Consider the following 25,679-nt stretch of genomic DNA (forward strand, 5'->3'; position numbering starts at 1 on the left):
GTTCCCGCCCTGTGCTCAGGCGACCATCGCCTCGGCTCTCTTGAGATCGACCGATACGAGCTGGCTTACGCCCTGTTCCTGCATGGTGACACCGAAAAGCCGGTCCATCCGGGCCATCGTTACTGCATGGTGGGTAATTATCAAGAACCGTGTATCTGTCTGGCGGCACATTTCATCGAGGAGGTCGCAGAACCGGGTGACATTGGCATCGTCGAGCGGCGCGTCTACCTCGTCCAGCACGCAGATGGGTGCCGGATTGGCCAAAAACACCGCAAAGATGAGCGCCATCGCGGTAAGGGTCTGCTCGCCCCCCGACAGAAGGGAGAGCGTCGACAGCTTCTTGCCCGGCGGCTGGCACATGATCTCGAGCCCGGCATCCAGCGGGTCCTCGCTTTCGACCATGACAAGGTTCGCCTCTCCACCACCAAAGAGGTGCTTGAACAACATCGCGAAGTTCGAGTTCACTTGCTCGAACGCCGTCAACAGCCGCTCCCGTCCTTCGCGGTTGAGGCTGGCAATGCCGCTACGCAGGGCCTTTACCGCCTCTTCGAGGTCGGACTTCTCGGCGTTGAGCGTGTCGAACTCCTCCTGCACCTCCTTGGCATCATCCTCGGCCCGCAGGTTGACCGCCCCCATCGCGTCGCGATTGCGCTTGTGGCGCGCAACTTCAGCCTCAAGCACATCGGCCGCCGGCATCCGTTCGGCATCGGTATCGAGACGCTCCAGCAACTGCTTGGGACTCAGTTCCTGATCCTCGGCGATACGGTCCGCGGCCGCCATGACAGCCTCGCGCGCGGAATCGGTGCGCGCCTCGGCGGCAGCGCGGGCCTCGCGTGCCTCCGACGCCAAACGCTCACATTCCCGCTCGGCCAGAACGGCCTCGCGCTGAACGTTTTCCGCCTCTGCCAGCTTGTCGGCGGCGGCACGGCGTCGCGTTTCCGCGGCTTCGATCTGTTCGGCCAGTTCTTCCCTTGCCTCGTCGATCTCGGCCGGAACAGCCATCGCCTCGGTCAATTCCTCCTGCGAGGTTTCTCGGCGTTCGCTCAACTCGCCGATCCGACGATCCGCGGTTTCAAGGCGATGCCTCCAGCCGCTGAGATCCTTGGCAACCTCTTGGCTGCGACGTTTGCGGGCGTCTCCCTCGCGGCGCAGCTCGTCATGGGTGGAGCGATGGGTCAACATCGTGATCCGAGCCGCTTCGACCGTCTGCTTGATGTCCTCGACCTCGGCGCGGGCGCTGTCCAGATCGCCCAGGTCGGCAAGCGCCTTTTCGGCTTCGCGCAGCTGTATCCTTGCCGCCATCGCATCTTCGCGGTGACGTTCCACTGCCAGACCCGCCGTTTCCAGCTTCCCGGCACTCAGATTGCGCTCCGCTTCTGCCCGGCTCAGGGCGCGGGCCGCTTCGGCAACCCGTTGATCTGCGGCGCGGCGGGCCTCGCGTGCACGGCGGTCCGCCTCGGTCACCTCGGCAAGCTGGCGCGACAGCGCATCATGCGCCGCACGGGCACCATCGGCCCGGGCCTCGGCCTGGGCTAGATCCTGTTTCAGCGCCTCGAGCCGGTTCAATTGCTCCAAACGCATCGCCGCAGCCGAAGGGGCATCTTCGGCCCAAGCCCGGAACCCATCCCATCGCCACAGGTCGCCACCGCGCGATACCAGCCGCTGCCCCGGCTGCAATTGCGATTGCAGGTGTCCACCCTCATCTGCATCGACCAGACCGATCTGCGCGATCCGGCGGGCCAGACGATCCGGCCCCGAGACATAGCGTGCCAACGGCATCGCGGCTTCCGGCAAGGGTTGATCGCTATCGTAACCTTCGACCTCGACCCAGCCCGAGGGGCCATCCCCTTCGACCAACGGAGCGCGCAGGTCATCTGCCAGCGCAGCCCCCAACGCCTTTTCATAGCCCGGTTCGACCCGCAGCAGGTCAAGCACCTGCCCGCCTTCGGCCGTGTCACGCTGAACCAGCTTGGCAAGCGCTGTCGTCTCGGCCCTCAAGGCCCCCAGCTCGCCCTCGGCTTCCGATCGCTGGGCACGCGCCTCTGCCTCGCGGGCCTGCGTCTCGCCGCGCAGCTCGTCGGCGGCGGTCAGTGCTTCTTCGGCCGCATCGGCAGCCTCCTGCGCTTCGGCCTCGGCGTCCTGCGCCGTCTCGAACGCCTCGGAAGCCCGTTCAGCGGCCTCCTGCGCGGCGTCGACCGCTTCGCGGGCGCGCTCTTCTTCAGCCTCGGAGCGCGCCAGCGTCTTGCGGCTGTCCTCGACAAGGCGCTGTGCCGATTGATGGCGGGCCGCGAGTCGCGCCACGTCCTCGGTCACCTGGCTCAGGTGGCTTTCGCGGTCCTGCAGGATGGATGCGGCATCGCGTGCCGTCTCTGCCGCCTCGGCCAGCCTCTCGTCATGGCCCTCGCTCGCCTTGGCCAGTTCGCGGGCTTCCCATTCCAGCCGCTCGATCGTCTCACCGGCATCGCGGTTCAGCCCGGTTTCGCGCTCGATGTCACGGCCGAGTTGCTCGATGCGCGCCGTCAGGGTGGCGATGGTCTGACGGGCGCGGTTTTCCTGGTCGTCCAGCGCGTCATGCTGCACCTGAAGCCGCTGCAGAACGCCCGACGCGATGGCCTCTTCCTCGCGCAGCGGCGGCAGGACCTCTTCGGCTTCGGCGCGGTGGGCAGCAGCCTTGCGGGCCTCGGCTTCGGCACGGGCCGCTTCGGTGGTTCTGTCGCGCAACTTTTCCTCGGCCAGAAGGCGGGCCATGTCGGCCTCTTTCCAACGGCGGTAAAGCAACATGCCTTCGGCTTGACGTAGCTGTTCGCCGATCTCGCGATAGCGTGCGGCCTGCCGTGCCTGTCGCGCCAGTTGGGCGAGTTGGGCCGACAGCTGTTCCAGCACGTCGTCTACGCGGGTGAGGTTGGCCTCGGTTCCTTTCAGCTTCAGCTCTGCCTCGTGTCGGCGCTGGTAAAGCCCTGAAATTCCGGCAGCTTCCTCGAGGATACGGCGCCGCGCCTTGGGCTTGGCATTGATCAGTTCCGCAATCTGGCCCTGCCGCACGAGCGCGGGCGAATGCGCGCCGGTAGAGGCATCGGCAAACAGCATCTGTACGTCGCGCGCGCGAACGTCCTTGCCGTTGGTCTTGTAGGCCGAACCCACGTCGCGGGTGATCCGGCGGACGATCTCAAGCTGGTCGCTTTCATTGAACCCCGAAGGCGCCAGACGCTCGGAATTGTCAATGAAAAGAGATACTTCTGCAAAGTTCCGGGCGGGTCGCGTCGCCGCCCCGGCAAAGATCACGTCCTCCATCCCGCCGCCACGCATGGCCTTGGGGCGGTTCTCGCCCATCACCCAGCGCAGCGCTTCGAGGAGGTTGGATTTCCCGCAGCCGTTCGGACCCACGACGCCTGTCAGCCCGTCCGCGATGATAAGGTCGGTCGGGTCCACAAAGCTTTTGAAGCCGGTCAGTCTGAGCCTGTTGAAACGCACTTGCGCCAATCCGTGATTCCTGTGGAGTCCGAGTCTGCGCAACGAGAGGGGCTCGTGTCAACGCATGACCGCAGTATATGGCGGGGACCCGCCAGTTATCCACAAGATATGGCGACCCAAACAATCAGAACGGTGCGCATTCGTAATCGCGGTACACGACACCGTCCACCCCACCCGAGAGCGTCGAGGTTTCAAAGCAATCATAATCCGGACCGATCCGCGCCGCGTTCAAAAGACGCTGGCCTGCATCCGGGTCGCAGCCGAGAACGCCAAGCTGAACTGCGGAATCTCCCATGACTTTCAGGATGTTACAACCCGAAACCTGCGCCATGGCGCGGCCCGCTCGTGGAGCGATGACGGCAAAGCGCGCATCCGCTTCGGGCGTAAGCCGTATGGCCTCGGCCAGGTTGCCGCGCAGGCGAATATCAAAGGTGCTGCCCTCGACCGAGACACGCGTCGCGGCGATCCCCGAGAAGTGTGGCGAAGGCGTGTTGCAGGCCGCAAGCAGGGCAAAGGCAAGGAGAATGAGCGACCGGATCATGCGGCGCAGGATCGGGCGAACTGGTTAACGGATCCTTTCCAGCCGCCCGGCGCCACCCGGAATCGACCGTTTTGTACATCGATCGGGGGGGCAATTGACCGTTTTGTACAAAGGGGTACCGTTTACCTTTCGGCAATCACTGTGGTCCATTCACGCGTCACGCAGGAGTTGACCCAAACGGCGCATTCCCTCGGCAATGGTCGCCTCGTCCGCGCAGGAGAAGCTGAGCCGGAGCGTGTTCGCGCCCGAGCCATCGGCGAAGAACGCCTGGCCGGGAACAAAGGCGACCTGCACCGTGTCGAGCGAGCGTTGCAGGAGCGCCGCCGCATCGGTGCCTATGGGCAGGGTGAGCCAGACAAACATGCCGCCCTCGGGCTTTGTCCAGGTGACGCCGTCTGGCATATGCGCGGCGAGCGCGGTCAGCATCGCGTCGCGACGGGCGCGGTAGGTGTCGCGCAGCGTGGTCACGTGGCTGTCGAAACAGCGATCTGCGACCTCGGCCACGGCCATCTGGTTCATCGTGGCCGAATGCAGGTCGGCCGCCTGTTTCAGGAGCACCATCTGCGAGATCACGGGACGGGCGGCCACCGCCCATCCAACCCGCAGACCCGGTGAAAGCGTCTTGGAGAACGAGCCGCAATAGACCGTCCGGCAGGCGTCGATCGTGCCCTTGCGCGCCAGTTCTAGCGCGAGGATCGGCGGGATGTCGTCGCCGTCATAGCGCAGGGCCTGGTAGGCGGCATCCTCGATCACCGCGCAATCGAGCGTCTCGGCCAGATCGAGCAGCCGCTCGCGCCCTGGCCGGTCGATGGTCTCGCCCGTGGGGTTGGCGAAATCGGGCGAGAGATAGGCCAGCTTGACCCGCCCGCCACCGGCCTCGGCCGCCTGCGCGATATCCCCGGGTGCGCGGTTGTCATTGATCGTCAGCCGGTCATAGCGCGGCTCATAGGCGTTGAAGGCCGCAAGTGCGCCGAGATAGGTGGGCCATCCCACCAGGGCGGTGTCACCGGGCGACAGGAAGAGCTTGCCGAGGTAGTCGAGCGCCTGTTGCGATCCCGAGGTGATAAGCACGTTGTCGACCGAAACCTCGATCCCGAGTTGGGCCATATGCGCAACGATCCAGCGGCGCAGCGGCATGTAGCCTTCGCTGACCGAATACTGCAGCGCCTGCCCCGCATGGGCCGGATCGAGCGCGGTGCTGCAGGCGGCGGCAAACTCCTGCGCCGGGAACAGGTTCGGATCGGGGATGCCGCCCGCGAAGGAGAGGATGCCCGGCCGGTCGAGCAGCTTGAGCAGCTCGCGGATCTCGGAGGCCTTCATCCGAGCGGCGCGGCTGGCGAATATGTGATCGAGAGCCATGGTCTCCTCCGTCTTGGCGCTGTCCGAAGGTGCGGAGCCGCGCGATCCGTGTCAATATTGCTGACCTTTTGTTGCAGCGAGTGTGATCGCATGCGCCTTGCGGCTGCGCCGTGGTGGTCATATGTCTTGACCAATCCAGAGGGGAACCCGGCCATGCCCTTTCAGAAGATCCAGTCAGAGCGCCTGTCGAGCGCGGTGGTGCGCCAGATCGAGCTGTTGATCCTGCGCGGCATCCTGCGTCCGGGCGAACGCCTGCCGTCGGAACGTGAGTTGTCGGACCGGCTGGGTGTCTCCCGCCCCTCGCTGCGCGACGCGGTGGCCGAGTTGCAGGAACAGGGGCTGCTGACCACGCGGGCCGGTGCGGGCATCTACGTGGCCGAAGTGCTGGGCAACGCGTTTTCGCCGGCGCTGGTGCGGCTGTTCGCCACCCATGACGAGGCGGTTTTCGACTACCTGGCCTTTCGCCGGGACATGGAAGGGCTGGCCGGCGGGCGGGCGGCGCGGCTGGGATCGGAAAGCGATCTGAAAGTGGTGCAGGCGATCTTTGACAAGATGGTGGCGGCGCATCAAAACCGCTCGGGCGACGAGGAGGCGCGGCTTGATGCGCAGTTCCACATGGCGATTATCGAGGCGGGCCACAACGTGGTGATGCTGCACATGATGCGATCGATGTTCGACCTTCTGCGCGAGGGCGTGTTCTACAACCGAAAGATCATGTTCCACCAACGCACGACGCGGTCGGCGATCCTGGACCAGCACCGCAAGATCAACGAGGCCTTGCAGGCGCGCGACCCCGCTGGCACCCGTGCCGCGATAGAGGCGCATCTGGACTATGTCGAACGCGGGCTGGCCGACCAGATGAAAGCGGAGAAGAACGAGGTCATCGCCCGCCAACGGCTCTCGCAGGAACTGGGAGATTCCTGAACCACCGCCCGACAGATGACCCGCGGCGGAGGTTCTCCCGCCCGTCGCGGCCCGATCACAGATCGGACCCCGCCAGTTGGGCCGGGCGCCCTTCGGGCGGGGTCGGCGCGGGATGTCGACAGATGCGCACCCGCGCCCGAAGGGCGCCGGGCCCAAGGCCCGGTGGCGTCCGGCGCAGCCGGAGGCCGGCGGGGTGCGGGAGCGCCCTGCCCTGCTTCAAGAACCTCCAGTGGGGTTCTCAGCCGAACTTTCCCTCGATGAAGCTGCGCGTGCGGGGGTGGCGCGGCGTCGTGAAGACCTGTTCGGTCGGCCCGATCTCGAGCAGTTCGCCGAGATGAAAGAAGGCGACACGATCGGCGACACGGCGCGCTTCCATCATCGAGTGGGTGACGACCACGATGCTGTGATCGGCGCGGAGGTCCAGCATCAGCTCCTCGACGCGGGCCGTTGCGATCGGGTCGATGGAACCGGTGGGTTCGTCCATCAGCAAGATCTCTGGCTGGTAGGCCAGCGCGCGCGCGATGCAGAGCCGCTGCTGCTGGCCGCCGGACAAGGCGGTCCCCTCCCGGCTGTGCAGGCCGTCTTTGACTTCGTCCCACAGGTGAGCGCGGCGCAGGCAGACCTCGACATGGGCGTCCATATCGGCTCCTGTCCGGATCAGTCCGTGGATACGCGCGCCATAGGCCACGTTCTCGTAGACCGATGCAGGGAAGGGGTTGGGTTTCTGCGCGACCCAACCGAAGCGGCGGCGATGGATCGGCGGGTCCACGCGCTGGTCGTAGATGTCGATATCGTCCATGTGGATGCTGCCGGTGATCCGCACGTCGCGGGTTCCGTCATGCATCCGGTTGAGGCATTTGAGCGCCGTCGATTTGCCGCAACCCGACGGTCCGATGAAAGCGAGGATCTCGTTCGGGTAAAGCTCGAAGCCGATCTCGTTGAGCGCCTGTTTCTCGCCGTAGTACAGCGACAGGTCCCTGACGGTCAGCAGCGGTGGTGCGTTGCGCAGAACGGGGGTGGTGAACGGGGCTTGGGACGGGATGCGGTCCAACATCGGACTCCTCTCGGGTCGGTCACCCTGAGGGGTGGCACGGCCCGGGCGGAGCGGGTTTGATCTGACCCCGGAGGGCCGGAAACTTCACAAAACCTTCACCGAAACGTCAAGAACCCGGGCCGCGAAGCCCGGGTTCCTGAAAGGTCTCACAGAGCGGCTGGCGCTCAGTGCAGCTTGGTGCCCAGCTTATCGATCGAGTCGTCGATCAGCTTGTTGGCCTGCGCCGCGTTCATCTGCTTGGCCAGCACGTCGCCGGCGGCAGCGACCGCAACGGCGATGGCCTGGTCGCGGACTTCCTTGACAGCCGAGGCTTCGGCCGAGGCGATCTGGTCCTTGGCACCCGCCATGCGGCGTTCGATCGAGACCGCGAGGTCCTTCTTGGCCTGCTCGGCGGCCAGCTTGGCATCTTCGCGGGCCGCGGCGACGATGCGGTCGGCCTGGTCCTGGACCTCTTTCTGCTTGCGCTCGTAGGACGCGAGCAGGGTCTGCGCCTCTTCACGAAGCGCGCGGGCCTCGTCCAGTTCGGACTGGATGCCCTGTGCGCGGTCGTCCAGCGCCTTTCCGATCATCGCCGGCACCTTGAAATAGGCCAGCACCGCGATGAACACGATGAAGCCCAGGAGCACGACGAAATCGGTGTTCTTCAGCGAGAAGAACGGGCCCGAGGCTGCAAGCGCCGGGCTGGCGGCGCCAAGGGTCAGGATCGCGGCGAGAATTGTACGCATGTCGCTTATCCTTTCATCCGGGCGTCGACGGCCTGATCGACCGAGGCCTGGTCCACGTCGCCGCCAAGGGTCGCCACGAGGGCAGCGGCGGTGTCGCGGGCCACATCCTTGACGCTGTCGATGGCGCCGGCACGGATTTCGGCGATGGCCTTTTCCGACTCGGCGGTCTGCGCCGCGATCTCGGCATCTGCCTTGGCGATGGCCTCGTCCAGGTCGGCCTGGATCTCGGCACGGGCCTCGGCAGCGATGCGCTGCGCTTCGGAGCGGGCGTCGGCGAGCGCCTTGTTATACGCTTCCTCGGCCTCGACAGCCTTGGCCTTGAGGTCTTCGGCCGCAGCGAGGTCGTTGGTAATGGTTCCGGTCCGTTCGGCCAGGATCGCCGCGATACGCGGCAGGGCCACGCGGGACAAGACGAGGAAGATGACGACCAGCGTCACGACCAGCCAGAAGATCTGGTTCGGGAACCAGTCGAAGCAGAGCTGCGGCATGCCGATGGCACTGCCGTAGGAGTCGACGCAAGCGCCGGCGGCCTCTGCGGCTATGGGTTCTGTCGCCATGTTGTCCTCCGTCGGAACGTTGTCTTTACAACGGGTGGGCCGCTATGGCCCGGCCGCACCCGCGCGTAAGGATCAGGTTCCGCGGATCAGACGGCGAACATCAGCAGGAGCGAGACGAGGAACGCGAAGATCCCCAGCGCTTCTGCGAACGCGATACCGATGAAGAGAGTCGCGGTCTGCGACGCGGCGGCCGAGGGGTTGCGCAGGGCGCCGGCCAGGAAGTTGCCGGCCACGTTGCCCACACCGATTGCGGCTGCGCCGGAACCGATTGCTGCCAGGCCTGCGCCGATATGTGCGAGATCGCCTTCCATGATGTATCTCCTTACGATTGGAAGTTTTCGATATTGGGGTTGTTCGGATGTGTAGGGCGGGGATGACCCCGCCGCTGCATTAGTGATGCGGGTGCAGTGCGTCCTTGAGGTAGACGCAGGTCAGGATGGTGAACACGTAGGCCTGAATGAAGGACACCAGCACCTCGAGCCCGTACATCGCGGTGATCGCGAGGACCGAGACCGGCGAGATCACGGCGATGGCCGCGAAGCCCGCGAACACCTTGATCACCGCGTGGCCCGCCATGACGTTGCCTGCAAGACGAATGGAGTGGCTGACCGGGCGGACGAAGTAGGAAATCAGTTCGATCACGGCGAGGATCGGGCGGAGCGCCAGCGGCGCGCTCGACACCCAGAACAGGCCAAGGAAGGCCGTGCCGTTCTTGACGAAGCCGAGGATGGTCACGGTAAGGAACACCGCCAGCGCCAGCACGATGGTCACCGCGAAATGCGATGTCGTGGTGAAGGAGGTCGGGATCAGGCCGAGGAAGTTGGCGGTGACGATGAACATGAACAGCGTCATGACATAGGGGAAGTACTTGACCCCTTCCTTGCCGCAGATGTCCTCGAGCATCTTGTAGATGAAGCCGTAGGAAAGCTCGGCCACCGACTGCATCCGGCCCGGAACCACGGCGCGCTTGGAGGTCGACAGAACCAGCAGGCCTGTGATCGCGAGGATGCCGAAGAACATCCACAGCGTCACGTTGGTCGGCGTGTACCATGCGATCGTGTCGCCGAAGAGCGGCTTGACGATGAACTGGTCCATCGGGTGGAAGACCAGGCTGCTGCCTTCTGCTGCGTGCTCTGCGGTGGTCTCGGTTGCCACGTTCAGTCCCTCTCGTCTTTCTGGGCCTCGGCCTCGCCGGCGCCCGATTGCTTCGCCTGGATCTCGCGTGCGCTGCGGAGCATGACGTTCACTCCGGCGGCGAGGCCCAGCAATGTGAACAGCACCAGGAAGATCGGGAGCGTCCCGAACAGGCTGTCCAGCCCGTACCCGATGCCAAATCCGATCCCAAGACCGGACACCATCTCGATGACCATCCGCCAGGCGAGTTCGCCGCCGGAAAAGTCGCTGTCGGCGCGGGTCTCGGGCTGTTTGGCCTTTTTCGCCGCTGCCAGTTTCGCCTCAAGCTGCGACAGGCGCTGCTTTTGGTCGTCTTCGGTCACCGGCGGTTCCTCGCGCGTCTTCGTGCATGGTGCTAAGGCGCGGAGAGGGCGGAGTCAACGCTGTTCGACAGGGGTAGGCACGAGGTGTAGGTTATTGTTTTTCATGTGTTTTAATCTGGCGCGCGATGCGCGCGCGAAAGCGCCGCAGGGCCTGTTAGCGCCAAAGGCGGCAATGGAGCATATTCAACCGAAAGGTTGACCATGGCGCGGGGCTGTGGTTCTGGCGGTTCATGTCCGCCGATCTCGACTCCGTTTTCGCAGCCCTTGCCGACCCGACGCGCCGCGCCATCCTTGCCATGCTGCTTGAGGATGACATGGCCGTGACCGACGTGGCCGAGCCGTTCGAGATGTCGCTGGCGGCGATTTCAAAACACCTGACGATCCTGAGCCGGGCGGGCCTGATCGCGCAGGAAAAGCGCGGCCGGGTGAAATGGTGCAAGCTGGAGCCCGACGCGCTGCGCGCGGCCAGCGTCTGGATGCAGGGGTTCGGCCAGTTCGAGCCGGTGAACCTAGATGCGTTCGAGCGGTTCCTGGCGCGCGAGCTGGAAAGCGGCGCAGGGGGTTAGCGCACGGGGCTGCGCGCGGGCTCCTCTTCGGGTTTGAGCAGGATAAGCAACGCCACCACGGTCAGCGCGATGCCGACAAGCACCAGCCCGGCGGGCGCCCCGTTGCCCAGCGCGATTTCCCAGCAGATCACCCATGTGGGCGTCAGGTAGGTATAGGCCATGACCTTGGCCGAAGGCAGGTACAGCGTCGCGAATTGCAGCAGCACGAAGGTGGCGGCCGAGGCGAACAGCGCAAGGTAGAACAGCCCGATCCAGACGATTGCAGGCAGCGCCGCCCAATCGGTGCTGCGAATGTCGGACCAGCCATAGAGGGTCAGGATGACGCCGCCGGCGATCAGCATGCCGAAGGTGAAGACGACCGGGGATTCGCCGCGATTCAGGCGGCGGACCATCGGCGTATAGATCGCGTGGGCGACGCAGCCCCAGAAATAGATGATCTCGCCGCTGCCGATCTGGAAGGCACGGAAGGCGGACCAATCGGCGCGAAAGATCACCCAAAGCGCGCCCATCGCGCCGATGGCAAGCGCCAGCGCCATGCGCGCGGTGGTGACCTGTTGCAGAAGCAGGTAGCCGAAGATCGCCGTCAGGACCGGCGTGAGCGTGAAAACCGCCGCCGCGCTGACGGGTTGGGCGGTTTTCAACCCCTCGAACATCAGGACGAAATAGGCGCCGAACAACCCGCCGAGGATGAGGTAGCGCCACGGTGCCTGAGCGGCGCTGCGCGGGATACCGGTGGTGAGCAGGGCGGCCACGCCGATCACCATCGCCGCGATCCAGAACCGCGCGGCCATCAGCGCGGCCGGCGCAACCTCGTTCGCGATCATCGCGCCCAGCGAGAAGCTGCCCGCCACCAGCGCCGAGAAGGTCAGCATGGCGAGATGGCCGCGGGCGGCAGGACTCATGTCGCCCAGTCCTGCGCCCGGGCCTTGATGAACTTGAGAAAGGTCTGAACCTTGGTCGTGCGGTGCAGATCGACATGGGTGACGAGCCACAGCTTGCCCGACCAGTCGGGCACCGGCTCCATCACTTCGACCAGCTCGGGGTGGCGCGCGGCCTCCCACCTGGCCATGAAGCCGATCCCCGCCCCGGCCAGCACCGCCTGCTGCATCGAGGCGCCATCGGTGCCGCGAAAGGTGATGGACCCTGCAGGTGTATTGGCGCGCAGCCAGCGGTAGAACGGCGCGCGGGTGTTCTCGTCATCATGGCCGATGAAGAAATGCCCCTCGAAATCCTCGATGCCGTCGGGCTTGCCGTAGGTGTCGATGTAGTCGCGGCTGGCGAAGAGGCCGATGGTCTGGGCCACGAAGGGCTGCACCACGTTGTCGGGCTGGTCGGGCGCGGCACCGGCGCGGATGGCGACATGCGCCTCTCCATATTCAAGGCGGAACAGGCGGTCGCCAGTGAGATAGCGCAGGATCAGGCCGGGATGGGCGCGCTGGAATTCGGTCAGCGCGGGTACCACCAGCGGGGCGAGCGAGGCGAGCGAGGTCACCACCAGTTCTCCGGATACGTCGTCGCCCTGCCCTTTCAGCCGCCCGACAAGCTGGTTGAACTGATCCTCGGTCGCCTGGGCCACGCGCAGCAGATCCTCGCCCGCCTCGGTCGGGGTATAGCCGCGCGCGTGCCGCTGAAAGAGCTTGACCCCCAGCCGCCCCTCGAGCGCGTCGATATGGCGGATCACCGTGGCGTGGTGCACGCCCAGAACTTCGGCCGCGCCGCTGACGGTGCCCATGCGCGCAACCTGGTAGGCGGTGCGCACCTCGTCCCAATTGTCCATGACGGGCCTATATGTGCAAAAACCAACAGATACTGTTGGTATAGCGACGTTGCGTTCGTCGGTGCAATAACCAATTTGGGGCCATCGAGACACCATCCGTGAAAGGACCCGACCAATGGCCAAGACCATCCTGCATATCGACGCCTCGGCGCGTCGCCAGAATTCCACCACCCGCGCGCTGTCGGAGCGTGTCGTGCGCCGCCTGAACGCGGACCGCATCATCCGCCGCGACCTTGCCACGCCGCTGCCGCTGCTGTCCGAGGATTGGGTGAACGCGAACTTTACCCCCGCCGATCAGCGCGACGACGTTCAGCGCGATATTCTTGCGCTGTCGGATGAGCTGGTCGAGGAGCTGCGCGCCGCCGATACGCTGGTGATCGGGCTGCCGATCTACAACTTCTCGGTTCCCGCCGCGTTCAAGGCGTGGATCGACCTTGTTGCACGGGCCGGCATGACCTTTCGCTATACCGAGGCCGGACCAGAGGGCCTGCTGAGCGGCAAGCGTGCGATCCTCGCGATTGCCTCGGGCGGCACCGCCGTCGGTTCGGAGATCGACTTTGCCACCACCTATGCGCGGCATGTGCTGTCGTTTATCGGGATCACCGATGTTGAAATCGTCGCCGCGGACCGCATGGCGCTGGACCCCGAGGGCACGGTGCTGGCCGCAGAGACCGCCGTGGACAACCTGGCCGCCTGATCCGCCACTCACATTCTGGGCGCCGACGCCGGTCTCCGTTTGCGGGGGCCGGCGTTTTTCATTCCGTTGTGCGATGGGCAAAGAAGCGTGCGAGCACGAAGAACGCCCCGGCCAGAAGTGCCGGAAGCAGGAAAATGCGGAAGATGAACACGGCAAGCAGTGCCATGTAGCTGGCGATCAGCTCGTCGGCACGGTCCCAGAGGTTCTGCGCGAGCGCCTGGTAGCGCCCCGCCTCGTCGAGCGCGCCCCGCATCCCGTCCCACCAGCCGCCGGGCTGGTCGGGAACCGGCGGGCCGACACTGGCGGTGATCTCGGCGATGATCGCCTCGTGCCGGGTCAGCACGTCGCCGGTCAGGATATCGGCCAGTTCGCCCGAGATGACGAATGATGCGGGCAGCGCGAGCAGGAAAAAGGCCCCGTACCAGACCAGCCTGCGCGAGAGGTCCGAGATCACGTCGCGCGGGCCGAGCAGGCGGTCGGCAATCCACAACAGGCTGGCCCCCGCGATCATCCCGGCCCCGACGGCACCGACCGGCCCCATCGCCACGGCCAGGATACCCGTCGCCACCATGAGGCTGAAGACGACACCGGCGATACGTTCGATCGTGTCATCGACCGGTTCCAACACCTTGAGCGGCTGCGCGGTGCCCGAGACGACGAGCGATCCGCCAACCTCGATTTCCTGTGCGGTGGACAGCACGGCGTTGAGCGTGCGCAGCCCCACATAGGTCGCGGCGCTGGCGGTCGAGACGGTTCCGGCATAGTCGCGCGCTGCATTCGACAGCGGGTTGTCGCGGTAGAACCAGACCGCGGCAAGGCCGAGCGCCGCGATCAGGACCAGCCAGATCAGCGGCACCCGGCGGGGGCGTTCAGCCGTCCTTGCGGATTGTCTCGTTCTTGGGGTCGTAGGGGCTGTCACAGGTGACCGTTGCATCCCAGAGCTTGTCCTGCATCTTGACCTTGAGCTTGGTGCCCTCGACGGCCAGTTCGGGTTTCACATATCCCATGCCGATGGATTTCTCAAAGGCCACCGAATAGCCGCCCGATGTCAGGCGCCCGACGCGGGTGCCGTCCGGGGTGTAAAGCGCCTCTCGCCCCCAGGGATCGGCATCGGCGGGGCCGTCGATCAGCAGGGTGCAGCACTTGGAGCGGATGCCGGTCTCTTCCAGCTTTGCCTTGCCGTGAAACTCCTTGGAGAGATCGACGAAGCGCGGCAGATCGGCCTCGAGCGGGGTGGCGTCGCGGCCAAGCTCGTTGCCGAAGGCGCGATAGGATTTCTCCTGCCGCAGCCAGTTCTGCGCGCGGGCGCCGACCAGCTTCATCCCGTGTTTCTCACCCGCCTGTTCCAGCAGATCGAACAGATAGTTCTGCATCTCGATCGGGTGATGGAGTTCCCAGCCAAGCTCTCCGGTATAGGCGACACGGATGGCGCGGACGGGACACATACCCAGTTCGATGTCGCGGGCCGAGAGCCAGGGAAAGCGCTTGTTCGACAGCGCGGTTTCCGGCTCGGCATCCTTGATCACCTCGGCCAGGACGTCACGCGATTTCGGCCCGGCGATGGCGAAGACGCCCCATTGTGTCGTGACATCCTGGATCTCGATATAGCCGAACTCCTCCATCTTGTCCTCGGCGGCCTTGCGCAGGAAGTCGGCGTCGTATTCCGTCCAGGCCCCGGCGGAGACGCAGTAATACTCGTTCTCGGCGCGGCGGACGATGGTGTATTCGGTGCGCGTCGTCCCGTTCGAGGTCAGCGCGTAGGTCAGGTTGATGCGGCCGACCTTGGGCAGCTTGTTGCAGGTGAACCAGTCGAGGAAGGCGGTCGCGCCCGGCCCCTTGACGACATGTTTCGAAAAGGCGGTCGCGTCGATCAGGCCGACGCCCTCGCGGATGGCCTTGGCCTCGTCGACGGCATGTTGCCACCACCCGCCCCGGCGGAAACTGCGGGCGTCGTGGTCGAAGCTGTCTGGCGCGTCCAGCGGGCCGAAATAGTTGGGCCGTTCCCATCCGTTGACGAAGCCGAACTGCGCGCCGCGCGCCTTCTGACGGTCATAGGCGGGTGCGGTGCGCAGGGGCCGGCAGGCTTCGCGCTCTTCATCGGGGTGGTGCAGGATGTAGACGTGCTCGTAGCATTCCTCGTTCTTGCGGGCCGCGAACTCGGTCGTCATCCAGTTGCTGGAGTAGCGCTTGGGGTCGAGGCTGGCCATGTCGATCTCGGCCTCGCCCTCGACCATCAGCTGGGCAAGGTAATAGCCGGTGCCGCCCGCCGCGGTGATGCCGAAGGAGAAGCCTTCGGCCAGCCACATGTTGCGCAGGCCCGGCGCGGGGCCGACCAGCGGGTTGCCATCGGGCGTGTAGCAGATAGGGCCGTTATAGTCGTCCTTGAGGCCCACGGTTTCCGAGGACGGGATCCGATGGATCATCGACATGTATTCCTCCTCGATCCGTTCCAGATCGAGCGGGAAGAGGTCGGCGCGGAAACTGTCGGGCACGGAGTATTCGAACCGCGCCGGCGCGTTGCGTTCGTAGGGGCCGAGGATCCAGCCGCCGCGTTCCTCGCGGACGTACCACTTGGCATCGGCATCGCGCAGCACGGGATGCTCGGGGTTGCCGGCCTTGCGCCAGTCGACCAGCGCGGGGTCGGGTTCGGTCACGATATACTGATGTTCGACCGGGATGGCGGGCATCTTTATGCCCAGCATCCGCGCGGTGCGCTGCGCATGGTTGCCGGAGGCGGTCACGACATGCTCTGCCGAGACGGTGACCTGTTCGTCGCCGGGGACGAGGTTGCCGCCCCGCTCGACCATCTTCGTCAGCGTCACGTCCCAGTGATCGCCCTTCCACTCGAACCCGTCGGCCTGCCACTTGCGCTCGATCGCGACGCCGCGCTGGCGCGCGCCCTTGGCCATGGCCATCGTCACGTCGGCCGGGTTGATGTAGCCGTCGGTGGGGTGATAGATCGCGCCTTCGAGGTCCTCGGTCCGGACCAGCGGCCAGCGGTCCTTGATCTGTGCAGGCGTCATCCACTCGTACGGTACGCCGCACGTTTCGGCGGTGGAGGCATAGAGCATGTATTCGTCCATGCGCTCTTTGGTCTGCGCCATGCGCAGGTTGCCGACCACGTAGAACCCGGCATTGAGGCCGGTCTCGTCCTCGAGCGTCTTGTAGAAATCGACCGAGTACTTGTGGATATGGGTCGTCGCGTAGGACATGTTGAAAAGCGGCAAGAGGCCCGCGGCGTGCCATGTCGACCCCGCCGTCAGCTCGTCACGCTCGATCAGCATCACGTCGGACCACCCGGCGCGGGCCAGGTGATAGGCGATCGAGGTACCGACGGCGCCGCCGCCGACGACCAGTGCTTTGACTTGGGTCTTCATGATCCCGCTCTCCGGATTGAGTCGCATTGCATCCGCTTTATGACGAAGCGTGCGGCGGACCGCCAAGTCGATCCGACGCAAAACCGGGCAAATGCGACCTCGGCCCGCGGCGGCGCAGAAACCGCCCGCGCCGCCGGTTCCCTTGACGGTGGAAAGTGGTCCCCGGCGGGTCCGGCGGTCAGATGATCTTGCCGGGGTTCATGATGTCGTCGGGATCGAGCGCGCGCTTGATCGCCGCCATGTAGGCGGTGGCGGGGCCAAGCTCCTTGGCGAGGTAGGGTTTCTTGCCCTGCCCGATCCCGTGCTCGCCCGTGCAGGTACCGTCCATCGAGATCGCGAGATCGTTGAGCCAGCCCACGAATTCATCGGCTTTGGCGACCTCGTCTGGATTGTCCATGTCGATCAGCAGCAGCGTGTGGAAATTGCCGTCGCCGACATGGCCCACCGTGGGGGCGAGCAGGCCCATTTCATCGGCTTTCTCCTGCGCCGAGGTCACGCATTCGGCCAGCCGCGAGATCGGGACGCAGACATCGGTGGAGATGCCGCGCGCGCCGGGGCGCAGGCCGAGCGAGGCCCAGTACATGTCGTGCCGCGCCTGCCAGAGCGCGGTGCGTTCTTCGGTCGAGGTCGTCATCGCGAAATCCTGGCCACCGAATTCCTCGGCGATGGAGCCGAAGGTTTCGGCCTGCTCGACCACCCCTGCCTCGGAGCCGTGGAACTCCAGCAGCAGAAGCGGCACCTCGGGAAGGTCGAGCTTGGAATAGGCGTTGGCCGCGCCGACCGATTGCGCGTCCAGCAGCTCGATCCGGGCGACGGGGATGCCGTACTGGATCGTCATCATCACCGCGCGGCAGGCCGCGTCCACCGAGGGGAAGGAGCAGCGCGCGGAACTGATCGCCTCGGGGATGCCCTGCAGGCGGAGGGTAATCTCGGTGATGATCCCGAGCGTCCCCTCGGCCCCGATCAGCAGCCGGGTCAGGTCATAGCCCGCCGAGGATTTCTTGGCGCGTTGCGCAGTGCGGATAATCTGACCGTCGGGCATGACAGCCTCGAGCGCCAGAACATTGTCCTTCATCGTGCCGTAGCGCACGGCGTTGGTTCCGCTCGCCCGTGTTGCGGCCATGCCGCCGAGAGAGGCGTTGGCGCCGGGATCGATGGGGAAGAACAGCCCCTGGTCACGCAGGTGCGTGTTGAGCTGTTCGCGGGTGACGCCGGGCTGGACGACACAGTCGAGATCGTCGGAATGCACGGCAAGAATCCGGTTCATCTGGCTGAGGTCGACCGAGATGCCGCCCGCGGGCGCGTTTACATGCCCTTCGAGCGAAGTGCCGGTGCCGAAGGCGATCACCGGGACCTTGTGCTCGGCGCAGATGCGCACGATTTCGGCCACTTCCTCGGTCGAATGGGGAAAGACCACGGCATCGGGGGCCTGGTTCGCGATCCAGGTGGTGGTGTGGCCGTGCTGCTCGCGGATCGACGCGCCGGTCTGGAACCGGTCGGCAAAGCGTTGTTTCAGGATGCCCAGCGCGCTGTCGATCCCGACCTCGTTGCGCGGCAATGCGGTGGCCTGAACCATGGCTGTCTCTCCTTGTGTGTCCCGGCGGAGAGAGTGTCAGGCTTTGGCGGCCGGGGCAAGCGGATGCGCGGTCCGAGGCGGGGTGCTCCCGCCCCCACGGCGGCATCTGCAGATGCCTCCTTGGGGTTGGGCCGGGCGCCGGGCCTGCGGCCCGGCGCGGTTGCGCGCGGCCCATTCGTGATATGCGCCCTACCGACGTTGCGCAACCGCAGCGCGCCCGGCAGGGCGCGCTGCCGGGCCCAACCGGAACCCCTGTCCGGCGCAGCCGGGCGGGTGTTGCGGGCGGGAGCACCTGCCCCGCCATTATGGAACGCAGGCTCACTCGCCCACTGCGATGCCTTCGCGGCGCGGATCGGCTCCGCCTTGCAGCCCGTCGCCGACCTCGATGGCATGCAGGCCGGAATTGAGGCCTCTCAAATTGACTTCGAAACCCATTCCTGCAAGCGGTTCGGCCAGGGCCGCGGCGGCGCTTCCCTCTTCGAGGTCGTAGGTGCCGAACCGGTTCACGAGATGCGGCAGTGCAAGCGCCTCTTGCACGTTCATGCCCCAATCGGCCCAGGCTATGATCGATTTGGCGACATAGCCGATGATCCGGCTGCCGCCAGGCGAGCCGATCACAAGCGCGGGCTTTCCATCCTGCATCACGATCGTGGGGCTCATCGACGAACGCGGACGCTTGCCGGGGGCGATGCGGTTGGCGATGGGCACGCCGTTCCGGTGGGTCCGGAAGGAGAAATCCGTCAGCTCGTTGTTGAGCAGGAAGCCCGCCGCCATCAGGCGCGAGCCGAACCCGTTCTCGATCGTCGTCGTCATCGACAGCGCGTTGCCGTAGCTGTCCACGATGGAAATATGCGAGGTGGACGGCAGTTCGAGCGACTCGTCATCGGCCCAGAGCGTCGCATGATCCCAGGGCGGCTGGCCCGGTTCGACCATGTCGGTCGGCAGCGCGTCCTCGCGGTCGAGCATCATGCCGCGCTCGTCGAGATAGGCAGGTTCCACCAGCCCGTCAGTGGGCATGGGAACGAAATCGCTATCGGCCATGTATCGGCCCCGGTCGGCGAAGGCAAGGCGTGAGGCGTCGCCGATCAGCCGCCATGCATCGGCGCTTTGCGGCCCCAGCGCGGCAAGGTCGTAGCCGTCGAGCATCCCGAGGATCTGGCCAACCGTCAGCGCGCCCGAGGAGGGCGGACCCATGCCGCAGACCTCGTAGGCACGATATGCGGCACAGACGGGCGCGCGCTCTATCACCTGGTAGAGGGCCAGGTCGACGGCGGACAGCACACCGGGATTGCCCTCGGCCTCGCGCACGGTGCGCACGATCTCGGCCGCGATGGGTCCGGCATAGAAACCCGCCGCGCCCTCGGCCGCAAGCGTGCGGAGCGTTTCGGCATAAGCGGAGTTCCTGAGCGTCGCGCCTTCCTGCAGCGGCCGGCCGTCGGGCAGAAAATAGGCGGCAGTGGCGGGGAAGCGCGACAGGCGCTCGGCGTCGCGTTCCACGAGGGCCGCGAGGCGGGGCGAGACCGAAAAGCCGTTCTTGGCCAGAAAGATCGCGTCGGAGAAAAGCGATTGCCAATTCGCCTGCCCCCAGCGGCGGTGCGCCTCTTCCAGAAGGGCCGGTGTGCCGGGTGTCCCGACCGAAAGCCCGCCGACCACGGCGTCGAAGAATTTGAGCGGTTCGCCCGCCTCGTCCTGGAACAGCGTGGGCGTCGCCGCACGGGGCGCGGTTTCGCGGCCGTCGAGCGTGGTCAATTCGCCCGTCGTACCATCGTACCAGACGAGAAACGCACCGCCGCCGAGGCCCGAACTTTGTGGTTCGACCAGTCCCAGCACAAGTTGAACCGCGACCATCGCATCGGCGGCGGTGCCGCCCTTGCGCAGGATGTTCGCACCGGCGGCCACGGCCAGCGGGTTCGCCGCGGCGACCATCCAGTCATCGGACATGACCGGTTCGCCAGCGGCCTTTGCCTCTTGCGCGGCGGCGACCATCGCGTCGTAGGAGACAAGACCGACCGCCCCCTGCGTGGCGGCGGGTGTTTGCGTGGCGGGCTCGGGGGCGACCGTATCGGCGCTTTGCTGAGCCGCAAGCGGAGTGGCAAGGGCGGTGCAGAGCAGCGCGGCGAGCAGGGATCGAGTCATTGGCGTCTCCTTGTGATACGCGAAGTATGACAAGCTTGCGCCCCGCGACAAAGCGGTTTCCTTGCCCGCACCATGAACGACCGGGACCGCCCGTCAGGGCGTATCGCCGTCCGCAGGCGAGATCAGCGGATAGCGCGCCAGTTCCTCGTGCAACGCGCCATCGGGCCGCAGCACCGATTGGTACAGGTGGAATTCGGTCACCGGAAAGGGCGGCCCTTCGAAGCCAAGGTGCGCGGCGAGGAAATGTTGCAGCGCGTCAAGACTGGCCCCACGCGCGCCGGTTCCGAAGCGCGCCAACGTAATATGCGGCACGTATCTTTCGCGACGCAGGTCGATGCCGGCCCGACGGATCGCGCCCTGGATGCGGGCGTGCAGATCTGCCAGCGGCGATGAGGGCAGGATCACGGCGTGGAGGCTGCGCGGGCGATTTCCGCCGAACACGCCGAGGCCGCGCGGGATCAGATCGAAGGAAGGAGCGGATAGGGCAGACAGTTCCTCGTCCAGCGCCGCCAAAGCCGGGTCGTCCCGTTCATCGAGGAAGGCAAGTGTCAGGTGCAGGTTCTCTTCGGGCACGAGCCGACCGACCGGCAGCTCGGCCTGAAGACGGGCCAGCGCGTCACGCAGCGGATCCGTGAGCGGGATCGCCAGGAAACAGCGCATGGATCAGAGCATGGATGGCACCACCTGATCCGGCGGGCGGTGGCCATCGGCGAAGGTCTTGATGTTCAGCAGCACCTTCTCTCCCATCTCGATCCGGCCTTCGAGCGTGGCCGAACCCATATGCGGCAAGAGCACCACATTGGGCAATTCGCGCAGGCGCGGGTTCACGTCGGTGCCGTGTTCGTAGACGTCGAGCCCGGCCCCGGCGATGTCGCCGGCGCGGATCATCCGGGTCAGTGCGTTCTCGTCGATCACCTCGCCCCGCGACGTGTTCACGATCACCGCCGAAGGCTTCATCAGCTTGAGCCGGCGTGCGTTCATCAGGTGGAAGGTCGAAGGCGTCGAGGGGCAGTTGATCGACAGGATGTCCATCCGGGCGATCATCTGGTCGAGGCTTTCCCAGTAGGTCGCCTCGAACTGTTCCTCGGTCTCGGTCCGCAGGCGGCGGCGGTTGTGATAGTGAATCTGCATCCCGAAGGCGCGGGCGCGACGAGCAACCGCCTGCCCGATCCGGCCCATACCGAGGATACCCAGCCGGCGCCCGGCGATGCGCCCGCCCAGAAGCGCCGTGGGCGCCCAGCCGGTCCACTCGCCCCGTTGCATCATGGCAAGGCCCTCGGGGATGCGGCGGGTGACGGCGAGGATCAGCGCCATGGTCATGTCGGCGGTGTCGTCGGTCAGCACGCCGGGCGTGTTCGACACGAGGATGCCGCGCTGCCGGGCGGTCGCGACATCGATGTGATCGACCCCCGCCCCGTAATTCGCGATCAAGCGCAGCCGTTCGCCGGCCTGACCCAGTAGCCCTGCATCGATCTCGTCGGTGAGGGTCGGCACGAGGACGTCGGCCGATTTGACAGCCGCGATCAACTCGGACCGGGACATGGGCGTGTCATCGTCCCGAAGGGTCACGTCGAACAGTTCGCTCAACCGCGTTTCCACCGCTTCGGGCAACCGTCGCGTAACGACAACACTCAGACGATCTCGTGGCACTTCCACTCTCCCATCGCTTTGCAAGATCCACCGCGCCGTGGCATCGTGGCCCATGAACAGGCGGGGCACAAGAACCCCATGCGCAAATGACGCAGCCTTTTCCAAAACGGGCATGGCGGACAGGTCAGGCAGGCAAGACGTGAACAGTACTGGTAAACATGCGCGCCGCGCACTGGCGACGATTCTCGTGTCGATTCTGGGTCTTGGCGGCGCCGCGGCGCAGGCCGAGGAAAAGCGCGGGCCGGTGACGAACCTGCCGCTGCCGCGTTACGTGTCGATGAAGGCATCCGAAGGCAACGTGCGGCGCGGTCCATCGCTGACCCATCGCATCGACTGGGTGTTCAAGCGCCGCGACATGCCGCTGATGATCACCGCAGAGCATGGCCACTGGCGCAAGGTGCAGGATCGCGACGGCGCGGGCGGCTGGGTGCATTACGCGCTGCTGTCGGGCGTACGCACCGTGCTGGTGGAAAAGGACATGACGCCCATCCATGTCCGGCCCGATCCCGGTTCGGTCGTGACCGCGCATTTCGAGACGGGGGTGGTCGCCCGGCTGGGCGACTGCCTGCCGGAATGGTGCCGGATCACCGCCGGCGGCTATCGCGGCTGGACCCGCAAGGAAGGGCTGTGGGGCGTCGGCGCGGACGAGCTGCGCGACTGACCCGCCCTAGCCCGTGCGCGCGATGAAATCGAGCGTGCGGCTTGCCAGATCGGGGCCGACATCTTCCTGCAGGAAATGACCCGCATCGGGCAGCACGGCATGGGGCTGGCCCTGCGCGCCGGGGCAGAGCCGCTGAAAGCTGCGCTCGGCCCCGAGCAGCACCTTGTCATCGGCCCCGAACACGGTCAGCAGCGGGGTGTTCAGCGTCTTGAGCACCTCCCACGCGGCCCGGTTCGCCGCGCTTTCGGGATTGTCGGGCGAATCCGGCACGAGCAGCGGAAAGGCCCGTGCGCCGGCCTTGTAGCTTTCATCCGGGAACGGCGCGTCATAGGCGGCGACCTCGGCCTCGGTCAGCTTGGTCACGGTACCGCCATGCACGATGCGGCCGGCCGGAAACTCCGGCACATCCTGGCTGAAGGCGCGCCAGCTGCGGAACCCTTCGCTCATCGGCTGGTCACCTGTCGGCAGCGCGGAGTTGGCGACGACGACCCGGTCGAACCGGTCGGGGAACGCGGCCCAGAGCCGCAACCCGATCAGCCCGCCCCAGTCCTGGCACACCAGGGTGATGTTGCGCAGGTCGGTGCGGATCAGCCAATCGGACATCCAGGCCACATGACGCGCATAGGTGTAATGCTCGGGCGCTGCCGGTTTGTCGGACTTGCCGAAGCCGACAAGATCGGGCGCGACGACGCGATGGCCCGCATCGGCAAAGATCGGGATCATGTGACGGTAAAGGTAGGACCAGCTCGGCTCGCCATGCATGCACAGGACGGGCGACGCCTCGCGCGGGCCTTCGTCGACATGGTGAACCCGCAGGCGCCCGCCAAGAGTGTCGTCGATCTCGGTATAGGTCGGGGCGAACGGGTAATCGGCGAGCCCGTCGAACCGGTCATCGGGCGTGCGCAGGATCTGCATGGTCTTTCCTCCGTGTCGTTGTAACGACCCTAGCATTCCCGGGCATCCCCGCTAGGGTTACGCCGCGACGGATCTGGAAGGAAAGACACCCATGCATGCCATCACCTATCGCCGCTTCGGCCCTGCGCGCGAGGTTCTGACGCTCGAAGAATTGGAGACGCCGGCGCCCGGACCGGGCGAGGTTCTGGTCGAACTGGCCTTTTCCGGCGTCAACCCGTCCGACGTGAAGGCCCGCGCGGGGTCGCGCCCGGGCGTGACCGAGCCGCCCTACCCCGTCATCATCCCGCACAGCGACGGCGCGGGCGAGATCGTCGCGGTCGGCGACGGGGTCGACCGGTCGCGTGTGGGCCAGCGTGTCTGGGTCTGGAACGGCCAGTGGCGGCGCGCCTTCGGCACCGCTGCGAGCCATATCGCCCTGCCCGCCGCGCAGGCCGTGCCGCTGCCCGGCACAACTTCGTTCGAGACAGGCGCAACACTTGGCATCCCCGGCCAGACCGCGACGCATACCGTTTTCCACGGCGGCCCGGTGGAGGGGCGGTCGGTTCTGATACATGGCGGCGGCGGCACGGTGGGATTTCTCGCGGTGCAGCTTGCCCGTTGGGGTGGCGCACGGGTCATCGCAACGTCCAGCCCACGCGATTTCGACCGGTTGCGCGACGCAGGCGCGGACAGCGTTCTGGACTATTCGGACCCGGAGCTTGCGCAGGCGATTCTCGCCGCCAATGACGGCCAGCCGGTCGAGCGCATCGTCGAGGTCGAGTTCGGGGTGAACGCCGCGACGGATGCCGAGGTCATCGCCGAGGCGGGCCAGATCAACGCCTATGGTTCGGCAAAGTCGATGAATCCGGTCGTTCCGTTCTACGCGCTGATGTTCAAGGCGGTCACGCTTCACATGGCGCTGATCTACCTTCTGACCGACGCGCAGCGGGCCGAGACGGCGCGCCTGCTGACCCGCGCGCTGGAGGCGGACGCGCTCTTCTGCCCGGTCGATCAGGTCTATCCGATGTCCGATTGCGCCGCCGCCCACGAGGCCGTCGAGGCGGGTGGGCGGAGCGGTTCTGTCCTTGTCGAAACACGTGCCTGAAATCTGCCCGGGGTCAGGTGATTTTTTTGTGGAAGAGGTCTTGCGCCTCTTTCGCCGACCGTCTAGATAGCCGCTCACCGTTGGGGTGTAGCCAAGTGGTAAGGCAACGGTTTTTGGTACCGCGTACCGCAGGTTCGAATCCTGCCACCCCAGCCACAAATCATAAAAAATCCAATGAAAACAACGATGGCGGACCGCATAGGCCTCCTGTTGTGTCACAGTCACGCGAGGCTGTAACACAGGCTATAACACATGGTCTGGCGCGCTATGCCCGCCGGCGCCGTGCGCGCCGACGTCCCCATCACGCCGGTCCGTACCTGCTGCGACGCGGTCGGATCTACTATTTCCGCAAGCGTCTGGCCCGCTTCGGATCAAACCCCGTCTTAAATCAATTTCTCTGTCTGTCCCTGCGAACCGACCTCCCGCTCGAGGCCGTGAAACGCGCCGCAAGGCTGATCACGGTCTACGAGCAGAAGGAACAGGACATCGTGGACGCACTCAAAGACGGACTTATGAAGCCGGAGACGGCGAAGGCCATCCTCACGGAACTGTTGCGCGCCGAACTGGCGCGGATCCTCTCGGAACAGGACGAGATGGCAGGCAAGACCGACGCGGATCTCGACGCCCGCATCGCACGGCTCGAAGAAGAAAACCGCGGATTGCGGCGCGCCGCGCGACGCCAGGACTGGCAAGACGTCCAGAAACTTCTGAACAAAGCGAGCGAGGTGATCGGTTTGCACATGCCCGATGCTGTTCCGTCGAACCTCGGGCGCCAGGCTGCATCGATGAAGCGGCGGATCAACGACGTGGAGATCGAAGTGACCGAAGGCGAATGCAAGCACGCCTGGCCCGGTTTCACGCCAATACGCTGAAGGCTCTTGCAGAGATCGTCGGAGCCGCCCCATGCGGCTACGTGTCTCATCAGCGACCGGCGAAGATCGAGAGTTTCCCATAGCAGTCTGAATTCCGTGCGGTCGCGACACTCGGGAACGCTGCGAGCGAAATAATAAGGGAAGAGAGGATAGTGGCCGATTTGATCAATCTGGCCACCATACAAGTTCACCGCGTGAGATGTTTGGTTCTTGCCAGCCTACACGCGTCACAACGAACGCA

24 protein-coding genes and 1 tRNA gene are annotated in these 25,679 nt (G+C 65.7%); 7 read left to right on the top strand and 18 right to left on the bottom strand.

Going from position 1 to position 25,679, the window contains the following annotated elements; all coding sequences use genetic code 11:
* Positions 1-15 precede the first annotated feature (15 nt).
* From ACFORG_RS09010 to ACFORG_RS09020, 3 genes are all read right to left on the bottom strand, one after another.
* Positions 16-3,471 (bottom strand): AAA family ATPase, encoded by a 3,456-nt coding sequence (locus ACFORG_RS09010; protein WP_386735802.1) that lies wholly within the window; start codon positions 3,469-3,471, stop codon positions 16-18.
* 124 nt (positions 3,472-3,595) lie between these two features.
* Positions 3,596-4,012: a hypothetical protein gene (locus tag ACFORG_RS09015; RefSeq protein WP_386735089.1), complete on the bottom strand. Its 417-nt coding sequence runs from the start codon at positions 4,010-4,012 to the stop codon at positions 3,596-3,598.
* 150 nt (positions 4,013-4,162) lie between these two features.
* On the bottom strand, positions 4,163-5,371 hold the full coding sequence (locus tag ACFORG_RS09020; RefSeq protein WP_386735090.1) for an aminotransferase-like domain-containing protein: 1,209 nt from the start codon (positions 5,369-5,371) through the stop codon (positions 4,163-4,165).
* A 153-nt stretch (positions 5,372-5,524) separates the two neighbouring features.
* On the opposite strand from ACFORG_RS09020, the gene ACFORG_RS09025 reads away from it, so the two are divergent.
* Positions 5,525-6,295 (top strand): FadR/GntR family transcriptional regulator, encoded by a 771-nt coding sequence (locus tag ACFORG_RS09025; protein WP_386735091.1) that lies wholly within the window; start codon positions 5,525-5,527, stop codon positions 6,293-6,295.
* 238 nt (positions 6,296-6,533) lie between these two features.
* Here the strand turns inward: ACFORG_RS09025 and ACFORG_RS09030 are convergent, their stop codons facing one another.
* The 6 genes from ACFORG_RS09030 to ACFORG_RS09055 all read right to left on the bottom strand — a co-directional run bounded on the left by ACFORG_RS09030 (position 6,534) and on the right by ACFORG_RS09055 (position 10,127).
* Positions 6,534-7,349: a phosphate ABC transporter ATP-binding protein gene (locus tag ACFORG_RS09030; protein WP_386735092.1), complete on the bottom strand. Its 816-nt coding sequence runs from the start codon at positions 7,347-7,349 to the stop codon at positions 6,534-6,536.
* A gap of 164 nt (positions 7,350-7,513) precedes the next feature.
* Entirely contained in the window at positions 7,514-8,074 is a 561-nt protein-coding gene (locus ACFORG_RS09035; RefSeq protein ID WP_386735093.1) for a F0F1 ATP synthase subunit B, read from the bottom strand.
* Positions 8,075-8,079: 5 nt separating this feature from the next.
* Positions 8,080-8,631: a F0F1 ATP synthase subunit B' gene (locus ACFORG_RS09040; RefSeq protein ID WP_386735094.1), complete on the bottom strand. Its 552-nt coding sequence runs from the start codon at positions 8,629-8,631 to the stop codon at positions 8,080-8,082.
* 86 nt (positions 8,632-8,717) lie between these two features.
* Complete coding sequence (locus ACFORG_RS09045) at positions 8,718-8,942, bottom strand: F0F1 ATP synthase subunit C (RefSeq protein WP_005981269.1); 225 nt, start codon at positions 8,940-8,942, stop codon at positions 8,718-8,720.
* A 79-nt stretch (positions 8,943-9,021) separates the two neighbouring features.
* A complete protein-coding gene (locus tag ACFORG_RS09050; protein ID WP_386735095.1) occupies positions 9,022-9,786 on the bottom strand; it encodes a F0F1 ATP synthase subunit A in 765 nt (254 codons plus the stop codon).
* 2 nt (positions 9,787-9,788) lie between these two features.
* The gene (locus ACFORG_RS09055) at positions 9,789-10,127 is read right to left on the bottom strand and encodes an AtpZ/AtpI family protein (RefSeq protein ID WP_386735096.1); all 339 of its coding nucleotides are present in this window, start codon (positions 10,125-10,127) and stop codon (positions 9,789-9,791) included.
* Positions 10,128-10,357: 230 nt separating this feature from the next.
* On the opposite strand from ACFORG_RS09055, the gene ACFORG_RS09060 reads away from it, so the two are divergent.
* Positions 10,358-10,693, top strand: coding sequence for an ArsR/SmtB family transcription factor (locus ACFORG_RS09060; protein ID WP_386735097.1), 336 nt, complete (start codon positions 10,358-10,360; stop codon positions 10,691-10,693).
* On the opposite strand, the gene ACFORG_RS09065 is transcribed toward ACFORG_RS09060, so the two are convergent.
* Both ACFORG_RS09065 and ACFORG_RS09070 read right to left on the bottom strand, forming a co-directional pair.
* Positions 10,690-11,595: a DMT family transporter gene (locus tag ACFORG_RS09065; protein WP_386735098.1), complete on the bottom strand. Its 906-nt coding sequence runs from the start codon at positions 11,593-11,595 to the stop codon at positions 10,690-10,692. The genes ACFORG_RS09060 and ACFORG_RS09065 overlap by 4 nt on opposite strands.
* Complete coding sequence (locus ACFORG_RS09070) at positions 11,592-12,470, bottom strand: LysR family transcriptional regulator (protein ID WP_386735099.1); 879 nt, start codon at positions 12,468-12,470, stop codon at positions 11,592-11,594. Before ACFORG_RS09070 ends, ACFORG_RS09065 begins: the two co-directional genes overlap by 4 nt.
* 115 nt (positions 12,471-12,585) lie before the next feature.
* Between ACFORG_RS09070 and ACFORG_RS09075 the strand changes: the two genes are divergently transcribed.
* A complete protein-coding gene (locus ACFORG_RS09075) occupies positions 12,586-13,167 on the top strand; it encodes an FMN-dependent NADH-azoreductase (RefSeq protein WP_386735100.1) in 582 nt (193 codons plus the stop codon).
* Positions 13,168-13,225: 58 nt separating this feature from the next.
* Here ACFORG_RS09075 and ACFORG_RS09080 read toward each other — a convergent pair whose 3' ends face one another.
* The 6 genes from ACFORG_RS09080 to ACFORG_RS09105 form a co-directional block, all read right to left on the bottom strand.
* Positions 13,226-14,023, bottom strand: a complete 798-nt coding sequence (locus ACFORG_RS09080) for a hypothetical protein (RefSeq protein WP_386735101.1) — start codon at positions 14,021-14,023, stop codon at positions 13,226-13,228.
* Positions 14,024-14,036: 13 nt separating this feature from the next.
* The gene (locus tag ACFORG_RS09085) at positions 14,037-16,544 is read right to left on the bottom strand and encodes a GcvT family protein (protein ID WP_386735102.1); all 2,508 of its coding nucleotides are present in this window, start codon (positions 16,542-16,544) and stop codon (positions 14,037-14,039) included.
* Positions 16,545-16,722: 178 nt separating this feature from the next.
* Complete coding sequence (locus ACFORG_RS09090; protein WP_386735103.1) at positions 16,723-18,120, bottom strand: FAD-binding oxidoreductase; 1,398 nt, start codon at positions 18,118-18,120, stop codon at positions 16,723-16,725.
* A gap of 318 nt (positions 18,121-18,438) precedes the next feature.
* On the bottom strand, positions 18,439-20,256 hold the full coding sequence (ggt, locus tag ACFORG_RS09095) for a gamma-glutamyltransferase (RefSeq protein WP_386735104.1): 1,818 nt from the start codon (positions 20,254-20,256) through the stop codon (positions 18,439-18,441).
* 93 nt (positions 20,257-20,349) lie between these two features.
* Positions 20,350-20,916 carry an RNA 2',3'-cyclic phosphodiesterase gene (gene thpR, locus ACFORG_RS09100; protein ID WP_386735105.1) on the bottom strand — a complete coding sequence of 189 codons (567 nt, stop codon included), beginning with the start codon at positions 20,914-20,916 and terminating at the stop codon, positions 20,350-20,352.
* Positions 20,917-20,919: 3 nt separating this feature from the next.
* Positions 20,920-21,906 carry a 2-hydroxyacid dehydrogenase gene (locus tag ACFORG_RS09105; protein WP_386735106.1) on the bottom strand — a complete coding sequence of 329 codons (987 nt, stop codon included), beginning with the start codon at positions 21,904-21,906 and terminating at the stop codon, positions 20,920-20,922.
* Positions 21,907-22,078: 172 nt separating this feature from the next.
* Between ACFORG_RS09105 and ACFORG_RS09110 the strand changes: the two genes are divergently transcribed.
* Positions 22,079-22,567 carry an SH3 domain-containing protein gene (locus tag ACFORG_RS09110; protein WP_386735803.1) on the top strand — a complete coding sequence of 163 codons (489 nt, stop codon included), beginning with the start codon at positions 22,079-22,081 and terminating at the stop codon, positions 22,565-22,567.
* A 6-nt stretch (positions 22,568-22,573) separates the two neighbouring features.
* Here the strand turns inward: ACFORG_RS09110 and ACFORG_RS09115 are convergent, their stop codons facing one another.
* Positions 22,574-23,482: a haloalkane dehalogenase gene (locus tag ACFORG_RS09115; RefSeq protein ID WP_386735107.1), complete on the bottom strand. Its 909-nt coding sequence runs from the start codon at positions 23,480-23,482 to the stop codon at positions 22,574-22,576.
* A 91-nt stretch (positions 23,483-23,573) separates the two neighbouring features.
* Between ACFORG_RS09115 and ACFORG_RS09120 the strand changes: the two genes are divergently transcribed.
* The 3 genes from ACFORG_RS09120 to ACFORG_RS09130 all read left to right on the top strand — a co-directional run bounded on the left by ACFORG_RS09120 (position 23,574) and on the right by ACFORG_RS09130 (position 25,438).
* Positions 23,574-24,566, top strand: a complete 993-nt coding sequence (locus tag ACFORG_RS09120; RefSeq protein WP_386735108.1) for an NADPH:quinone reductase — start codon at positions 23,574-23,576, stop codon at positions 24,564-24,566.
* Between the two features lie 81 nt (positions 24,567-24,647).
* Positions 24,648-24,722: transfer RNA gene (locus tag ACFORG_RS09125), tRNA-Gln, on the top strand.
* A gap of 332 nt (positions 24,723-25,054) precedes the next feature.
* Positions 25,055-25,438 carry a hypothetical protein gene (locus ACFORG_RS09130; RefSeq protein ID WP_386735109.1) on the top strand — a complete coding sequence of 128 codons (384 nt, stop codon included), beginning with the start codon at positions 25,055-25,057 and terminating at the stop codon, positions 25,436-25,438.
* Positions 25,439-25,679: the final 241 nt, after the last annotated feature.

The organism is Lutimaribacter marinistellae, from assembly GCF_042648365.1.
Lineage (GTDB): Bacteria > Pseudomonadota > Alphaproteobacteria > Rhodobacterales > Rhodobacteraceae > Lutimaribacter_A > Lutimaribacter_A marinistellae.

Bases quoted from the DNA above. Each gene is read 5' to 3' on its own strand.
- ACFORG_RS09015 (WP_386735089.1), bottom strand. From the start codon at position 4,012: ATGATCCGGTCGCTCATTCTCCTTGCCTTTGCCCTGCTTGCGGCCTGC.
- ACFORG_RS09020 (WP_386735090.1), bottom strand. From the start codon at position 5,371: ATGGCTCTCGATCACATATTCGCCAGCCGCGCCGCTCGGATGAAGGCC.
- ACFORG_RS09025 (WP_386735091.1), top strand. From the start codon at position 5,525: ATGCCCTTTCAGAAGATCCAGTCAGAGCGCCTGTCGAGCGCGGTGGTG.
- ACFORG_RS09030 (WP_386735092.1), bottom strand. From the start codon at position 7,349: ATGTTGGACCGCATCCCGTCCCAAGCCCCGTTCACCACCCCCGTTCTG.
- ACFORG_RS09035 (WP_386735093.1), bottom strand. From the start codon at position 8,074: ATGCGTACAATTCTCGCCGCGATCCTGACCCTTGGCGCCGCCAGCCCG.
- ACFORG_RS09040 (WP_386735094.1), bottom strand. From the start codon at position 8,631: ATGGCGACAGAACCCATAGCCGCAGAGGCCGCCGGCGCTTGCGTCGAC.
- ACFORG_RS09045 (WP_005981269.1), bottom strand. From the start codon at position 8,942: ATGGAAGGCGATCTCGCACATATCGGCGCAGGCCTGGCAGCAATCGGT.
- ACFORG_RS09060 (WP_386735097.1), top strand. From the start codon at position 10,358: ATGTCCGCCGATCTCGACTCCGTTTTCGCAGCCCTTGCCGACCCGACG.
- ACFORG_RS09065 (WP_386735098.1), bottom strand. From the start codon at position 11,595: ATGAGTCCTGCCGCCCGCGGCCATCTCGCCATGCTGACCTTCTCGGCG.
- ACFORG_RS09070 (WP_386735099.1), bottom strand. From the start codon at position 12,470: ATGGACAATTGGGACGAGGTGCGCACCGCCTACCAGGTTGCGCGCATG.
- ACFORG_RS09075 (WP_386735100.1), top strand. From the start codon at position 12,586: ATGGCCAAGACCATCCTGCATATCGACGCCTCGGCGCGTCGCCAGAAT.
- ACFORG_RS09085 (WP_386735102.1), bottom strand. From the start codon at position 16,544: ATGAAGACCCAAGTCAAAGCACTGGTCGTCGGCGGCGGCGCCGTCGGT.
- ACFORG_RS09090 (WP_386735103.1), bottom strand. From the start codon at position 18,120: ATGGTTCAGGCCACCGCATTGCCGCGCAACGAGGTCGGGATCGACAGC.
- ggt (WP_386735104.1), bottom strand. From the start codon at position 20,256: ATGACTCGATCCCTGCTCGCCGCGCTGCTCTGCACCGCCCTTGCCACT.
- thpR (WP_386735105.1), bottom strand. From the start codon at position 20,916: ATGCGCTGTTTCCTGGCGATCCCGCTCACGGATCCGCTGCGTGACGCG.
- ACFORG_RS09115 (WP_386735107.1), bottom strand. From the start codon at position 23,482: ATGCAGATCCTGCGCACGCCCGATGACCGGTTCGACGGGCTCGCCGAT.
- ACFORG_RS09120 (WP_386735108.1), top strand. From the start codon at position 23,574: ATGCATGCCATCACCTATCGCCGCTTCGGCCCTGCGCGCGAGGTTCTG.